At 64.2% G+C, this 14129-nt stretch carries 14 protein-coding genes; 6 read left to right on the top strand and 8 right to left on the bottom strand.

Going from position 1 to position 14129, the window contains the following annotated elements; genetic code table 11:
- Positions 1 to 370 precede the first annotated feature (370 nt).
- Positions 371 to 1960, top strand: coding sequence for a 2-isopropylmalate synthase (locus QZ409_RS09855; RefSeq protein WP_296710077.1), 1590 nt, complete (start codon positions 371 to 373; stop codon positions 1958 to 1960).
- A 147-nt stretch (positions 1961 to 2107) separates the two neighbouring features.
- Complete coding sequence (locus QZ409_RS09850) at positions 2108 to 3016, top strand: SPFH domain-containing protein (RefSeq protein WP_296710075.1); 909 nt, start codon at positions 2108 to 2110, stop codon at positions 3014 to 3016.
- 55 nt (positions 3017 to 3071) lie between these two features.
- Here QZ409_RS09850 and cobD read toward each other — a convergent pair whose 3' ends face one another.
- Positions 3072 to 4115 (bottom strand): threonine-phosphate decarboxylase CobD, encoded by a 1044-nt coding sequence (cobD, locus tag QZ409_RS09845; protein ID WP_296710071.1) that lies wholly within the window; start codon positions 4113 to 4115, stop codon positions 3072 to 3074.
- On the opposite strand from cobD, the gene cbiB reads away from it, so the two are divergent.
- Positions 4114 to 5088 carry an adenosylcobinamide-phosphate synthase CbiB gene (gene cbiB / locus QZ409_RS09840; RefSeq protein WP_296710069.1) on the top strand — a complete coding sequence of 325 codons (975 nt, stop codon included), beginning with the start codon at positions 4114 to 4116 and terminating at the stop codon, positions 5086 to 5088. The genes cobD and cbiB overlap by 2 nt on opposite strands.
- Here the strand turns inward: cbiB and QZ409_RS09835 are convergent.
- The 3 genes from QZ409_RS09835 to ribB form a co-directional block, all read right to left on the bottom strand.
- Positions 5072 to 6511: a cobyric acid synthase gene (locus QZ409_RS09835; protein WP_296710240.1), complete on the bottom strand. Its 1440-nt coding sequence runs from the start codon at positions 6509 to 6511 to the stop codon at positions 5072 to 5074. The two genes, cbiB and QZ409_RS09835, sit on opposite strands and share 17 nt — an antisense overlap.
- 253 nt (positions 6512 to 6764) lie before the next feature.
- Complete coding sequence (cobO, locus tag QZ409_RS09830; RefSeq protein WP_296710068.1) at positions 6765 to 7385, bottom strand: cob(I)yrinic acid a,c-diamide adenosyltransferase; 621 nt, start codon at positions 7383 to 7385, stop codon at positions 6765 to 6767.
- Positions 7382 to 8683 (bottom strand): 3,4-dihydroxy-2-butanone-4-phosphate synthase, encoded by a 1302-nt coding sequence (gene ribB, locus QZ409_RS09825; RefSeq protein ID WP_296710066.1) that lies wholly within the window; start codon positions 8681 to 8683, stop codon positions 7382 to 7384. Before ribB ends, cobO begins: the two co-directional genes overlap by 4 nt.
- A 59-nt stretch (positions 8684 to 8742) precedes the next feature.
- Between ribB and QZ409_RS09820 the strand changes: the two genes are divergently transcribed.
- Entirely contained in the window at positions 8743 to 9525 is a 783-nt protein-coding gene (locus QZ409_RS09820; RefSeq protein ID WP_296710063.1) for a phosphodiester glycosidase family protein, read from the top strand.
- A gap of 20 nt (positions 9526 to 9545) precedes the next feature.
- Here QZ409_RS09820 and QZ409_RS09815 read toward each other — a convergent pair whose 3' ends face one another.
- Positions 9546 to 9839 (bottom strand): hypothetical protein, encoded by a 294-nt coding sequence (locus QZ409_RS09815; RefSeq protein ID WP_296710059.1) that lies wholly within the window; start codon positions 9837 to 9839, stop codon positions 9546 to 9548.
- A gap of 167 nt (positions 9840 to 10006) precedes the next feature.
- Positions 10007 to 11116: a chorismate synthase gene (gene aroC, locus QZ409_RS09810; protein WP_296710057.1), complete on the bottom strand. Its 1110-nt coding sequence runs from the start codon at positions 11114 to 11116 to the stop codon at positions 10007 to 10009.
- Between the two features lie 265 nt (positions 11117 to 11381).
- Between aroC and QZ409_RS09805 the strand changes: the two genes are divergently transcribed.
- Together QZ409_RS09805 and QZ409_RS09800 are read left to right on the top strand one after the other, a co-directional pair.
- Complete coding sequence (locus QZ409_RS09805; RefSeq protein WP_296710054.1) at positions 11382 to 12224, top strand: DUF1499 domain-containing protein; 843 nt, start codon at positions 11382 to 11384, stop codon at positions 12222 to 12224.
- A 167-nt stretch (positions 12225 to 12391) separates the two neighbouring features.
- The gene (locus QZ409_RS09800; RefSeq protein WP_296710050.1) at positions 12392 to 12577 is read left to right on the top strand and encodes a hypothetical protein; all 186 of its coding nucleotides are present in this window, start codon (positions 12392 to 12394) and stop codon (positions 12575 to 12577) included.
- 168 nt (positions 12578 to 12745) lie between these two features.
- On the opposite strand, the gene QZ409_RS09795 is transcribed toward QZ409_RS09800, so the two are convergent.
- Positions 12746 to 13705, bottom strand: coding sequence for an MBL fold metallo-hydrolase (locus tag QZ409_RS09795; protein ID WP_296710046.1), 960 nt, complete (start codon positions 13703 to 13705; stop codon positions 12746 to 12748).
- 37 nt (positions 13706 to 13742) lie between these two features.
- Positions 13743 to 14114, bottom strand: a complete 372-nt coding sequence (locus QZ409_RS09790) for a hypothetical protein (RefSeq protein WP_296710044.1) — start codon at positions 14112 to 14114, stop codon at positions 13743 to 13745.
- Between the last annotated feature and the right edge of the window lie 15 nt (positions 14115 to 14129).

Raw genomic sequence — 14129 nt, 5'->3', positions numbered from 1 at the left:
CTTGCCGCATGAAATTTCGAACTGAGACACGACCGAACACTCGCCGCACTTGCGTCATCCCCCCCAAATCGGTTATGAGAACGGTTCCAGGCTGATCGCAGCCCCAGTTCGAGCCGCCCGTGTCCATTGAGGCCCACCAGACGCAGATGATGAAAGCTGGCGCTTTTGCCCCGGCCGCATCCGCGCGCGCGCTCGCTAAAATTCTCCTTCTTATCAACCCCTGAGGGCCGGCCGGGCTTTGCCTGGGCGCTCAGGGGATTTCGCCGCAGCCTTTTCCGGCCCCGGCTTCGCATGTCCGCGACCATTGCTTGAACAGCTCAACCGGACTATGCCGAGCGCGAATTGGGGCGCCTATCGCCAGGAACATCTCATGACCGAGCAAAATCATTCCCCCGCCCAGACTTCCGCCCAGACTTCCGATAAAGATCGCGTCTTCATCTTCGACACCACCTTGCGCGATGGCGAGCAATGCCCCGGCGCCTCGATGACTTTTGAAGAAAAGCTGGAAGTCGCTGATATTCTGGACGCTTTGGGCGTCGATGTGATCGAGGCCGGCTTCCCCATCGCCTCGCAGGGCGATTTCGAATCCGTGTCCGAAGTCGCGCGCCGCGTGAAAAACGCCTCCGTCTGCGGCCTGTCGCGCGCCTCCGCCAAGGATATCGACCGCTGCGCCGAGGCGGTGCGCCACGGCCGCATTCCGCGCATCCACACCTTCATCTCCACCTCGCCGGTCCATATGCAGTATAAATTGCAGATGGCGCCGGAAAAGGTGCTGGAGCTGATCGCGTCCTCGGTCTCCCGCGCGCGCAACCATGTCGAATTCGTCGAATGGTCGGCGGAAGATGGCACCCGCACGGAGCATGATTTCCTGTGCCGCGCGGTCGAGACGGCGATCAACGCCGGCGCGACCACCATCAATATTCCCGACACGGTTGGCTACACCACGCCGGACGAATATCGCGCCTTGTTCGAGATGGTGCGCGCGCGCGTGCCCAACGCCGACAAGGCGATCTTCTCGGTCCATTGCCACGACGATCTGGGTCTGGCGGTGGCCAATTCCATCGCCGGTGTGCAGGGCGGCGCCCGCCAGATCGAGTGCACGATCAATGGAATTGGCGAGCGCGCGGGCAATGCGGCGCTGGAAGAAATCGTGATGGCCCTGCGCACCCGCGCCGACATCCTGCCCTTCGTCAACGGCATCGACGCCAAAATGCTGACGCGCACGTCAAAGCTGGTTTCGGCGGTCACGTCCTTCCCGGTGCAATATAACAAGGCCATCGTGGGCCGGAACGCGTTCGCCCATGAGAGCGGGATCCATCAGGACGGCATGCTGAAGAACGCTCATACCTATGAGATCATGACGCCGGAATCGGTCGGCGTGCAAAAGACCTCGCTGGTGATGGGCAAGCATTCCGGCCGCCACGCCTTCAAGGAAAAGCTGAAGGAACTGGGCTACGAACTGGGCGACAATGAATTGCAGGTCGCCTTCACCCGTTTCAAGGATTTGGCCGACCGCAAAAAGATCGTTTACGACGAAGACATTGTGGCTTTGGTCGACGACGAAATCGTCAGCTCGCATGAGCGGATCAAGGTCGTCGAGCTGACCGTGGTCGCCGGCACCAAGGGGCCGCAGAAGGCCGCGCTGACGCTGGACTTCGACGGCGAGTTGAAGACCCATCAGGCGACCGGCAACGGCCCCGTGGACGCGATCTTCAACGCCATCCACGCTTTGGCGCCGCATGACGCCAAGCTGGAGCTGTATCAGGTCCATGCCGTGACGGAAGGCACGGACGCGCAGGCGGAAGTCACGGTCAGGCTGTCGGAAGAGGGCAATGTCGTCTCCGGCAAGGGCGCCGATCCGGACACGCTGGTCGCCTCGGCCCGTGCCTATATCGCGGCGCTGAACAAGATCATGGCGCGGCGCGGCCGGGAAAAGCTGGAAGCGATCGCCACGATTTGACATTGAAAAATGCGGACGAGGCCAGCGCCTTGTCCGCCCCGCTTCGCGACGAAAGTCCGGCGGCGCCCGTCTTGTAACTTTCACCGGACGATGGCTTGATGGCGCCCTGTGCGGACCGCCGCGTCATAGCTTTTAATTGGGCGTTTCATGGATATTTTGCTTTCGTCCTTCGGCGGCATTGCGCTGCTTTTCGTGCTGGCGACCGTGCTGGGCAGTTTTTTCACGGTCCAGACCGCCGAAGTCGCCGTCATCACGCGGTTCGGCCGCTATTTGCGCGTCGCCCAGGCCGGCCTGAACTGGAAGGTCCCCTATATTGACAAGGTGGACGGGCGGTTGAGCCTGCGCGTCAACCAGATGTCGCTGACCATGGAGACCAAGACGAAGGACAATGTCTTCGTCACCATTCCGATCTCCGTCCAGACCCGCGTAAGGCCGGAAAAGGCCTTCGAAGCCTATTACGCGCTCTCGGACCCGGAGGCGCAGATCAAGGCCTATGTCGAACAGGTCGTGCTCGGCCATGTGCCCGGCATGATGCTCGACGATGTCTTCGCCAGCCAGTCCAGCATCGCCGCCGCAGTCAAGCATGAGCTCGACGTCGACATGGCGGCGTTCGGCTATGAGATCGTCAATGTGCTGGTGACCGACATCATCCCCGACCCCAAGGTCAAGGCCGCGATGAACGACATCAACGCGGCGCAGCGCTCGCAGGTCGCGGCCAATGCGCGCGGCGAGGCCGAGAAGATCCTGGTGGTCAAGAAGGCCGAGGCCGAGGCCGAGAGCAAGGCGCTGCAGGGCCAGGGCATCGCCAATCAGCGTCGGGCGATCATCGAGGGCCTGCGCGGCTCGATCGAGGATTTCCAGAAGACGCTTGGCGACGCCAGCGCCAAGGAAGTCATGCAGCTGGTGCTGGTGACGCAATATTTCGACACGCTGAAGTCGATCGGCGAGCAGGACAAGACCAACACTTTGTTCGTCTCGCATGCGCCGGGCTCGGTGCAGTCCTTTTCGGAGCAAATCCTGCAGGCCATCACCGCGGCGAAGACGCTGGAGAAATGAGTTTGTCTCGCGCCGCCGCCTCCGAGCGGGACGCCGCAGGGACTTCCGCGAAAACTTAGTCTGGCGAACCCTGGCCAAGCAAACCAAGACCTTCGGCCAGCCGCGCGAAATCCGCCTCGCCGTGCGGTAGACCGAAGCGCAGCCAGTCCGGCCGCGCCGCGAAGGGGCGGGTCAACACGCCCGCCCCGCACAGGCGCCGGAAGATCTGTTCCGCGCGCTCATGACGGGCGAGGCGGAACAAGGGCGTTCTGCCGATAATCTCGAAACCGGCGGCCTCCAGCAGGGCGTCCAGGCGGACGCAATCCCGCGCAAGCCGCGCGGCGGTTTCATTCAGCCATGCGCGGTCGCGATAGGCCTCAATTCCGATCTCTACTGCCGCGCCGCTTACCGCCCAGGGTCCGAGCGCAGCGCGGAGGGCGTCGGTCAGGGAGGTCTCGCCAAGCGCGAAACCGAGCCGCAGGCCTGCAAGCCCAAAAGTCTTGCCGAAAGAGCGCAGCACGATAGCGCTGGGCAGGGGCAGCAGCGGCGCGAGGCTGGATTCGCGCGGCATCAGGTCGATGAAGGCCTCGTCCACGATGAGGCTCTTGCCTTCCGCCGCCATTTGGCCCGCGAAGTCGCGCAGGTCGCGCGGATTGCAGAGTCGTCCGTCCGGATTGTTCGGATTGACGACGATGGCCAGATCGGCGCGGGTCAGCTCGTCGAGCCTGTCGCAGACGGTGACCTCCGCCCCGCTAGCGGCCCAGACGCGTTCATGTTCCGCATAGGTGAAGCCCAGGATCGCGACTTTTTTAACGCCCAGCAGACGTGGCAACAGCTGGATCAGCGCCTGCGTGCCCGGCGCCGCGACAACTCCCGCCCCCGCGCCCAATCCGAAGCTATCCGCCGCCGCCGCTTCCAGCGCCGCGATGGATTCCGTCTCGGGCAGCCGCGCGTAAGCCGCCGCGCTGACCGGCGCAAAAGGAAAAGCCGCCGCATTGATGCCGGTCGAAAGGTCGAGCCAGGGCTCGGGCGCGCGTGGAAACAGGCGGCGCGCGGCGGCGAGGCCTCCGCCGTGATAGGCTAGCGCGGTCTCGTCCGAAAGATTCGTCGCCGCAACCATGTTTCCTGCCTTCACCCTCGCGCTCGCCCTGGCGGCGCTGCTGTTCGAAGCCTTGATCGGCTATCCCGCCTCGGTTTACGCTATGTTGAGCCATCCGGTGACGTGGATCGGCGCCCTTATCGCGCGGCTGGAGCAAATGCTCAACCGGCCCGAGTTTTCCGGCGACCGCCGCAAGGCATTTGGCGCTTTGAGCCTGCTTGTCGTTTTGGCCGTCACGGGCGAAGTCGCGCGCCTTTTGAGCGATTGGGCGCCGCAGAATTGGTTCGGCTTCATCGTCCTTGCCGTGCTGGCGTCGTCGATGGTCGCGCAGCGCAGTCTCTACGAGCATGTTGCGGCGGTGGCCGAGGCGCTGGAGCGCGAAGGGCTCGCGGCCGGACGTGAAAAAGTGGCGATGATCGTCGGGCGCGATGTGTCGGCGCTTGATGTCGCGGGGGTGTCCCGCGCGGCGGTAGAGAGTCTGGCGGAGAATTTTTCCGATGGAATCGTCGCCCCGGCCTTCTGGACCGCCGCGCTGGGCCTGCCGGGCGGAGCGATCTACAAGGCCGCCAATACTGCGGATTCCATGATCGGCCACCGCAACGAGCGTTACAAGGACTTCGGCTGGGCGGCGGCGCGCTTCGATGATCTGGTCAACCTGCCGGCCTCGCGTCTGGCGGCTCTGTGGATCATCCTCGCCGCCGCCTTCACGCCGCGTGCGGAATGGCGCGCGGCCTGGGCCGCCGTGGGCCACGACGCCAAGAAACATCGCTCGCCCAACGCCGGCTGGCCCGAGGCGGCGCTGGCCGGCGCGCTCGGCTTCAAGCTGGCGGGGCCGCGCGTCTATGGCGGCGAGTTGGTGGACGATGTGTACATGGGCGACGGCCGCGCGGCGCTGGACGCCGCCGACATTCGCCGGGCGCTGACGCTTTACCGCCGCGCCTGCGCCGCGCAGATGCTTGCTTTGGCGGGGCTGCTGGTCATCGCGCTAGGGTGAGCAGCGCGTCGAGATCGATATGCCGTTCGAGATGGGCGGCAAGGTCGTCGAGCACGCGCTCCACCTCCGCTTCATAGCCGAGCGTCGAAGGCTCGGCGCCGATCCAGCGCAGGAGCGCAGCGCGCTGGTCTTCATCGCCGAACAGGCCGTGGACATAGCAGGCGCGGATCGCGCCATCGGCCGAGACGGCGCCGTCGGCGCGGCCATTCGCGAAGCGCAGCAGCGGCCGCGCGCAATCTGGGCCACGGGTAGTTCCGACATGCATTTCATAGCCGGAAAAACCGGTGCCCTCGGCAATGGAAACGCCCGCGCAGGCGTGGAGAATTTTCTCGGAGGTCAATTCGGTCGAGACGTCGAGCAGGCCGAGGCCCGCGACCGCGCCGGGCGGCCCCTCCATGCCGAGCGGGTCGGAAATCGTCTTACCCAGCATCTGGTAGCCGCCGCAAATGCCCAAGATCCTGCCGCCGCGCCGGGCATGGGCGAGAAGGTCTATGTCCCAGCCCTGCGCGCGGAAAAAGGCGAGGTCGGCAATGGTCGCCTTGGTCCCCGGCAGGATGACGAGATCGCACAAAGGCAGCGGTTCGCCGGGCGGGATCATGCGTAGATCGACATTGGGCTCAAGCTTGAGCGGGTCGAAATCGTCGAAATTGCTGATGCGCGGTAGTTGCGGCACGGCGATGACCTTGCCGCCGTCCTTCGCCTTTTCCTTGCGCGACAAAGCGACCGCGTCTTCGGCGGGCAGCCGTGCGGCGTCAGCAAAGAAGGACACCAGGCCGAGCGCCGCCCAGCCGGTTTTTTCCGCGATCAGGTCCATGCCATCGTTGAACAGGCTGGCGTCGCCGCGAAATTTATTGACGAGAAAGCCGCGCACCATTTCGGCGTCGGCGGGGTCTAGCACGACCTTGGTGCCGACGATCTGGGCGATCACGCCGCCTCGGTCGATGTCGCCGATCAGCACGACGGGGACGTCATGCGTCCGCGCGAAACCCATATTGGCGATGTCGCCCTGGCGCAAATTGACTTCGGCCGGGCTGCCGGCGCCTTCGACCAGAACGAGGTCCGCCTCGGCGCGCAGGCGGGCGAAAGAGTCCGAGACAAAGCCCGCGAGCTGCGGCTTGAGCGCCTGATAATCGCGCGCCTTGGCGTTCCCAAAAATCTTGCCTTGCACGACGATCTGCGAGCCGATCTCGCTCTGCGGCTTGAGCAGGACGGGGTTCATGTGGACGCTCGGCGCGGCATGGCAGGCGCGTGCCTGCAGCGCCTGGGCGCGGCCGATCTCGCCGCCGTCTGCCGTCACGGCGGCGTTGTTCGACATGTTCTGCGGCTTGAAGGGAAGCACGCGCAGGCCGCGCCGGGTATAGGCGCGGCACAGCCCCGCGACGAGCAGGGACTTGCCGACGTCGGAGCCCGTGCCCTGAAACATCAGCGCGCGAGTCACGATGAATTTCCGCCGTATCCCTTCTCCCCTTGCGGGAGAAGGTGGCGCACATAGGGCGTCGCCAGACGCCCGTCCTGTCGGACGGGCTTTGGCGCCGGATGGGGGGGTCGTTCCGCCGTCAAAGCCCCCTCATCCGTCTCGCTGTTTCGCAGCGATCCACCTTCTCCCGCCATAGGGCGTTCGGAAGAACGCCCGTCTGAGGACGGGCTATGGGGAGAAGGAAATGTGGCCTGCGCCGTCAAAACTCGATGCCCGCCTGCGCTTTCACCCCGGCGGCGAAATGGTGCTTGGTCGCCTGCATCTCCGTGACGAGATCGGCGGCGGCGACCAGTTCGGGCTTGGCGTTGCGTCCGGTGACGATGACGTGAAGGTCGGGCCTCCGCGCGACGAGAGTCGCGACCACTTCATCCAACGGCAGATGCTCATAGCGCAAGGTGATGTTCAACTCGTCCAGCACCAGCAGCTTTATTTCTGGATCGGTCATCAGCTCTTTCGCCTTGTCCCAGGCGCGGGCGGCGGCGGCGACGTCGCGGGCGCGGTCCTGCGTCTCCCACGTAAACCCCTCGCCCAGAGTGTGCCATGAGACCAGATCGGGAAAGCGCTCCAGCGCCTTGCGTTCACCGGTTTGCCAGGCGCCCTTGCCGAACTGCACCACGCCGACCTTCCAGTCATGGCCGAGCGCGCGCAGCACAAGGCCGAAGGCGGCGCTGGACTTGCCCTTGCCCGGCCCGGTGTGGACCATCAGCAGGCCCTTGGACTCGACGGTCTTGGCGGCGACCTCGGCGTCCTGAACCTGCTTGCGCTTCGCCATTTTCTCCCGATGGCGCAGAGCTTCGGCGTCGTCCGTCTGTTGGTTCAAAACCCGTCCTCCGTGCCGGTGATCTCGATGCCGAAGCCCGAGAGGCCGACATATTTGCGCGGCGTCTTGGTGCGCAGGCGAATCGAGGATACGCCGAGATTGCGTAGGATCTGCGCGCCGACGCCAATATCGAGCCAGTTTTTCGCGCGCTCGTTCTCGGCGCCCGCTTCCTGCTCCTGTCCGACCAGGGTGGCGGGAACGCCCGCCGCGCCATCGCGCAGATAGACCAGCACGCCGCGCCCCTGTTGCGTGAAGCTCTCCAGCGCCTTGTTGATCGATGTCCCGCCGCCGAACACGTCGCTCATGATGTCGGCGCGATGCAGGCGGGCGGGAATGTCGCGGCCTTCGCCAATATCGCCGGCCACGATCGCGAAATGCTGCACCTTGTCGAAAGGCGTCACGAAGGCGTAGCCGGTGAATTCGCCGAAGCGCGTCTTGACGGGGAATTCGGCGACGCGTTCGACCAGCGTCTCGCGCGCCTGGCGATAGGCGATGAGATCGGCCACTGAAATCTGCTTGAGATTGTGCTTTTCGGCGAAGGCCACGATCTGCGGCCCCATCATCACGGTGCCGTCGTCATTGGCGAGTTCGCAGATCACGCCGACTGGGGGCAGGCCGGCGAGCTTGCACAGATCGACGGCGGCTTCGGTATGGCCGGAGCGCATCAGCACGCCGCCTTCGCGCGCCACCAGCGGAAAGACGTGGCCGGGACGCACGAAATCGCTCGCACCGAGATTGTTGTTGGCGAGGCCGCGCACGGTGTTGGAGCGCTGTTCCGCCGAGATGCCGGTGGTAAGGCCGTGCTTGACGTCCACCGAGACCGTGAAGGCGGTGCCGAGCGGGGCGTCATTGTCGGCCACCATGGGCGCGAGATGCAGACGCCGCGCTTCGGCGGCGCTGAGCGGGGCGCAGACGATGCCGCAGCAGTTGCGGATGATGAACGCCATTTTCTCCGGCGTGCACAGGCTCGCCGCCATCACCAGATCGCCCTCGTTCTCGCGGTCGTCGTCATCGGTCACGATGACGATCTCGCCGCGCTTCATCGCCTCAAGGGCCTGGGTCACAGAATTCGTCACGGAATGCTCTCCCATCTTGTCCTCGCCACAGACCTCGGGCAAAAAGTCGTTCGGCGTTACAGCGCCTCCGGTTTCGCGCGCAATGGCTTGGGCCGTGTCGCGCGACATCCAGACGCTTTCCTGATTGCAGAGCTGGCTCACGGCGCCAGGCGTCAGGCCGAGGCGCCTTGAAAATTCGATCCGGCTTACGCCGGTTTTGCGCAACCATTCCGCCAGCTTCATGGCGGAGAAGCTAGTGAATTTCCGGATTTTAGCAATACTAAAATCCGCTTGGGAGGCCCATGCGGTCACATTTTTGTCTCAGCGCCATCGGCGGGGTTTTGTTGCTTCTGTCGGCTTTTGACCTGTCCGCCCTGGCCGCGCCCTGGCCCGTTCCGGCGTCGCCTTGCGCGGATATCAAGCAAGGCGGGCGCTCTTATACGATCTGCAGGTTCGACCCGAAAAAAGACGACTTGCGGCTGTTCTGGCGGGCGCCGGACGGCGAGCCGCTGGGGAGTTTCGAGGCTGCGGCGGCGACTCTCAAATCGGGCGAAAAGCTGATTTTCGCTATGAACGCCGGCATGTATGACCCGAATTACGCGCCCGTCGGTCTTTACGTCGAGAAGGGCGTCGAATTGCGGCGCGCCAATACGCGCGGCGGCGCCGGCAATTTCCATCTCAAACCCAATGGCGTGTTTTTCATCGGGTCCGGGCAGGCGGGCATAATGGAGACGGCGCATTTCCTCAGCCAGCGGCCGGCGGTGGACTATGCCACGCAGTCCGGCCCAATGCTGGTGACGAACGGCAAGATCCATCCCCGCATCCACGCTGAGGGAATTTCGGCCAAGACGCGCAATGGCGTCGGCGTGGACCGCGAAGGGCTGGTCGTCTTCGCCATTTCCAACGAGCCAGTGACCTTTTACGAATTCGCCAGCCTGTTCCGCGACGCGCTGCATTGCGACAACGCGCTCTTCCTCGACGGCTCGATTTCGGCGCTCTACGCGCCGAATCTCGGGCGCAATGATTTTACATTGCCGATGGGGCCGATGGTCGGGGCGGTGGCGAAGCCCCAATTGCTCAGGTGATCTGAGCCCCGCGACTCGCATTATTTCGCGGCTGAGTGCTGGTCTTTTCGTGGGCTTATCCAGTTAAGCGCAGTAATGGAAAAGAACCCTCCGATCCAGGCGCCTATAGCCGCGAAAAGCACATAAACCCAGTTCGAGGTGTAGCTGATGACCGCGAATGCGGAGAGCATATACCAGATGCTGCTCCATGTAGCCGCAGCGATTCGTCTTCGCTCTGAAACCGAGGCGTTGAAAAAGACATAGACCGCGTCCGTAACCGCCGTAGAAGCAGTAACGCCGATGGCGACGAAAATATCAATTGAGGGAAGGTGCATTTTCCTGCTGCCAAAAACATTTGATATGTAGTTGCGATCTTAAATAGATAATTATTACTTATTAAATTTCAATAGGTGTTTCCCACCGCGTCATTCTACGCGTCGCAAAAGGTCTCAAGCAGGCGGCTTTGCAATGCAGACGCGCCAGTTGCCTTTGAGCCTTCTCGTTATCTTTCGAATGGCCAGGAAAAACCTTCGCCTTGCTGTCCGCGATGGCGCAGAAAGGCGTCGGCCAGCACGCAGGCGACCATGGCCTCGGCGATGGGCGCGGCGCGGACGCCGACGCAAGGGTCGTGGCGGCCTTTTGTGCGCAGGTCGATCTCGGCGCCGTAACGGTCCACCGAACGGCGCGGCGTCAGGATCGACGAGGTCGGCTTGACCGCGAAACGCGCCACCACGGGCTGGCCAGTGGAAATGCCGCCCAGCACGCCGCCGGCATGATTGGAGAGAAAGGCTGGGCCATCATTGCCCGCGCGCATTTCATCGGCGTTTTCCTCGCCGGTCAGTTCCGCGGAGGCGAAGCCGTCGCCAATCTCGACGCCCTTCACGGCGTTGATCGACATCAGCGCCGCCGCGAGTTCCGCGTCGAGCTTGCCATAGATTGGCGCGCCCCAGCCGGCGGGAACGCCCTCGGCGACAACTTCCAGCACCGCGCCGATTGAAGAGCCGGCCTTGCGAATGTCATCGAGATAATCGGCCCATTCCGCCGCGGTGTCTGCGTCCGGGCAGAACAACTGGTTGCGCGAGATTTCATCCCAGTCCCAGCGGGAGCGGTCGATCTTTTTCGGCCCAATCTGGATCAGCGCGGCGCGGATGCTCACGCCGGGAATGACCTTGCGGGCAATGGCGCCCGCCGCCACGCGCGCAGCGGTCTCGCGGGCCGAGGAGCGGCCGCCGCCGCGATAATCGCGAATGCCATATTTGGCGTCATAGACATAGTCGGCGTGGCCGGGACGATAGGAATCCTTGATTTCCCCATAGTCCTTGGAGCGCTGGTCGGTGTTCTCGATCATCAGGGCGATGGGCGCGCCGGTGGTCCGCTGCACGCCGGTCTCGTCGGTCATGACGCCGGAGAGGATTTTCACCTGATCTGGCTCCTGGCGCTGGGTCGTGAAGCGCGATTGGCCGGGCCGGCGCAGGTCGAGAAACTTCTGGATCTCCGCGGCCTCAATCGGCAGGCGCGAGGGGCAGCCGTCGACCACGCAGCCCAGCGCGGGACCGTGGCTTTCGCCGAAGGTGGTGACGCGGAAGAGATGTCCGAAGGTGTTGTGCGACATGGCGGCCGGATCGTCTGAAGGGAATGCCGCGTTCTAACCCCAAAGCGCGCAAAAGGCCAAATGGCCCGCGCTTGCCTCGGCAGGATTTCCGAAAAGTGGACGCCGGTTTTCGGATCAAAATCCTGCACTTGCCCGGGAAAGCGAAGAGAGCCTTTGTTGGCGGGCCAACGAAGGCTTGATGAGCGAAGCGCGGCGGGCTACCAAATTCACGGCGCGGTTTTTACGGCGAATGCCGGCCCTTTGGCGGAATGGCGATATGGGGGGAATGGACAGCGCTCTGCGGCGCGTGAATGTCGAGGAGCCGGTTTCGCGCCTGGCGATCCTCTCGACCAAATTCGCCAAGCTCGCCTTGCTACTTGCCGCGCTTGCCCTTGTCGCCGCCCATGCGCGCGGGGCGCTGGCGCGCTTTTTCGCCATCCTGACCCTGCAGCCCAGCGCCGCGCCAGATCAGGGCGTCGGCCTTTACATTTTCTGTGTCGCCCTCGGAGTCGCGATTGTGGCGATCGGTCTGGCGCTCGGAGCCATGGCGTCGATCTGGATCAAGGGCCGGCGCGGCGTTGGAAAAATCATCGCCACATTCCTGCTGCTGGCGCTGCTCGCCCCGTACCCGGCTTTTCTGATTTATACAGCCGGCGGCCCGCCGCCCTGGTTGGCCGATATTTCGACCGATGTTGAGGATCCTCCGGCCTTCCTGACCTCGCCGGACGCGCTCGCCGGGCGCGGCGGCTGGACGCCGGGGGCGTTCAATTCCGCGCGCGGGGAGGAGCAACTCGCCGCCTATCCCGACGTCAAGCCGATCGCGCTCGACATGGAAATGGACGAAGCCTTCAAGGCGACCCGCGAGGTCGTGCAGCAATTGCGCTGGAAAATCCTCGAAGAGGTGCGGCCCGGCGGCCCCAAGCGGCCGGAAGGCCATATCGAGGCGCTCGCACATTCGCCCGCCCTGAACCTGCCGGTGGCGATTTCCATTCGCATTCGGCCCGGCCAGGACGAGACCCGGGTCGATATGCGCGCAGCGACGCGCTACCTGCGCAATGATCTCGGCGCCGGGGCCAAGCTGATCGGCAAGCTGAGCGATTTGCTCGATGAAAAGGATGAGGCGAACTAGGGCTGGCGGCCGCCTTCAGCGAATCTTCGGCCGGGGCCGAGATTTGTGGCGGCGTTGAGGCGTTTGTCGCACAACACAAAAAAATGACCGGACCGGGAGCCGTCGATTCTTGACCCCCGAGGGTGCGGCGCGCATGCTACCTGCCCCCGCTGACTGGAGGCTCAGTCATGAAAAAGCTGCTTTTCGCCTTTTCCGCCATTGCCTTGCTCGTCGAGCCCGTCGCGGCCATGCCGATCCGCGCGCTGCAGGAAGCGATTGTCGGCGCCCCGACAATTGAAAAAGCTGTTTACGTCGGTACGCGCGGCTCTGCGCGCCGAACCGTCCGGCGACACGTCCGCCGGGGCGCGTATTAACCACGGCCACCTGCGAGAGCCTCTGAGCCTCCGTCGCTGCGGTAGGGCGCGCGGCGAGTGGGGCGAAGGTGCGCCTGATCGTTACGCGAGACATTCGGGCCGCCCCCCGGTGGGGCGACTTGCGCCATTGCTAAAGTGGCCGCGATGCCCGAGCGGCGTTTCCACCCACTACAGCCGTGAAAATTTGCCCGTCAGTTGCGGCGTCCCCTCGGTCCCGACGAGTCCGCGCTCGCAAAGGTCTTCCAGATGGGCGAAGGTCGAGAGCGCGGCGGCGCCTTTCAGGCGCGGGTCAAGCTTTTCATAGACTTTTTCGACGATCTCGGGCGGGGCGAGTGGCCCCGCGCCGAGTGCGGCAAGAATGGATTTTTCGCGCGCGCGGCGGTGGTGCAGAAGCGCGCGCAAAAAGCGCTGCGGCTGGGACACCGGGCCGCCATGGCCGGGCCAATACACTGCATGATCGTGAGCGCGGAGCTTTTCCAGCGAATCGAGATAGAGCCGCATGGCGCCGTCCGGCGGCGCGACGATGGAGGTCGACCAGCCCATGATGTGGTCGCCGGTGAAGAGAGCCTTTTCCTCGACCAGCTCGAAACAGACATGATTCATGGTATGGCCGGGCGTCTTCACGGCGCGGATCGTGAAGCCGGGGCCGTCGAAAACCTCGCCGTCGCCAAGTTCGCGGTCGGGGCGATGGTCGAGATCATTGGAGGCGTCGAGCTTGTTGATCTCGCCGAGCGCCATCTCGCGGGCCGGGAAATGCGGCGGGCAGCCGATGATTTCCGCGCCGGTGGCCTTTTGCAGCAGGCGGGCGGCGGGCGAATGATCCCGATGGGTATGGGTGACGAAGATCGCCGCGACTTTTTCGCCCTTGAGCACGTCGAGCAGCGCCTCGACATGGGAGGGCAGGTCAGGGCCGGGATCGATCACGACGACTTCGCCTTCGCCGACCACGTAAGTGCAGGTCCCGGTGAAGGTGAAGGGGCCGGGATTGGGCGCGACGATGCGCCGGACCAGCGGCGAGACGCGCAGCAGATGGCCCGCGGGGGCGTCAAAGGCGAGTTCGAAGCGCGGCGTCTCGTCGGCGTCGGGCTTTTCGCGCTCGTTTTCAATGTTTTGGTCAGCGCCGCTCATGGCGCCATCGTAGCGTCCTGCGCGGCGCTCGCAACACTTAGTCGATCTTGCGGGCGGTCCAGCGTCCGCCGCAATAATCCGTATTGGACGACCAGGGGCCGGAGGCGGTCTGGCCCTTCACCTCGCCATTGGCGCGCACGACCTTCTCGCCGATGTTGAAATGGCCGACAAAGGTGTTGGTGTCGTCGATATAGCCCCAGGGCTCGACGCCCCCGGCGTCGATGGAGGCGACCCGCTCATCCTTGATCGTCACGACGACCTGGCCGCCGGGCGGACAATTGCCGACCGATGTCTGAATATCAACTCGCCATTGCCCATCATGGGCGGGCTTGGCTGCGACCGGGGCGGCCAGAGAGGCAGTGAGGCTGGATGAAAGCAGAAGGCTGGCGACAAGAATTTTCGCGCGCACGCGGTATCTCCCGGA

Origin of the sequence: Rhodoblastus sp. (assembly GCF_019449565.1) — a bacterium.
Classification (GTDB): domain Bacteria; phylum Pseudomonadota; class Alphaproteobacteria; order Rhizobiales; family Beijerinckiaceae; genus Rhodoblastus.
This window is presented reverse-complemented; position numbering and strand designations above follow the sequence as displayed.

What these genes read in the sequence shown, in the direction of transcription:
- aroC (WP_296710057.1), bottom strand. Translation starts at nt 11,116, where the DNA reads ATGTCGCACAACACCTTCGGACATCTCTTCCGCGTCACCACCTTCGGC.
- QZ409_RS09855 (WP_296710077.1), top strand. Translation starts at nt 371, where the DNA reads ATGACCGAGCAAAATCATTCCCCCGCCCAGACTTCCGCCCAGACTTCC.
- QZ409_RS09815 (WP_296710059.1), bottom strand. Translation starts at nt 9,839, where the DNA reads ATGCACCTTCCCTCAATTGATATTTTCGTCGCCATCGGCGTTACTGCT.
- QZ409_RS09805 (WP_296710054.1), top strand. Translation starts at nt 11,382, where the DNA reads ATGGACAGCGCTCTGCGGCGCGTGAATGTCGAGGAGCCGGTTTCGCGC.
- QZ409_RS09820 (WP_296710063.1), top strand. Translation starts at nt 8,743, where the DNA reads ATGCGGTCACATTTTTGTCTCAGCGCCATCGGCGGGGTTTTGTTGCTT.
- QZ409_RS09795 (WP_296710046.1), bottom strand. Translation starts at nt 13,705, where the DNA reads ATGAGCGGCGCTGACCAAAACATTGAAAACGAGCGCGAAAAGCCCGAC.
- cbiB (WP_296710069.1), top strand. Translation starts at nt 4,114, where the DNA reads ATGTTTCCTGCCTTCACCCTCGCGCTCGCCCTGGCGGCGCTGCTGTTC.
- QZ409_RS09835 (WP_296710240.1), bottom strand. Translation starts at nt 6,511, where the DNA reads ATGTTTCAGGGCACGGGCTCCGACGTCGGCAAGTCCCTGCTCGTCGCG.
- ribB (WP_296710066.1), bottom strand. Translation starts at nt 8,683, where the DNA reads ATGAAGCTGGCGGAATGGTTGCGCAAAACCGGCGTAAGCCGGATCGAA.
- cobD (WP_296710071.1), bottom strand. Translation starts at nt 4,115, where the DNA reads ATGGTTGCGGCGACGAATCTTTCGGACGAGACCGCGCTAGCCTATCAC.
- QZ409_RS09800 (WP_296710050.1), top strand. Translation starts at nt 12,392, where the DNA reads ATGAAAAAGCTGCTTTTCGCCTTTTCCGCCATTGCCTTGCTCGTCGAG.
- QZ409_RS09850 (WP_296710075.1), top strand. Translation starts at nt 2,108, where the DNA reads ATGGATATTTTGCTTTCGTCCTTCGGCGGCATTGCGCTGCTTTTCGTG.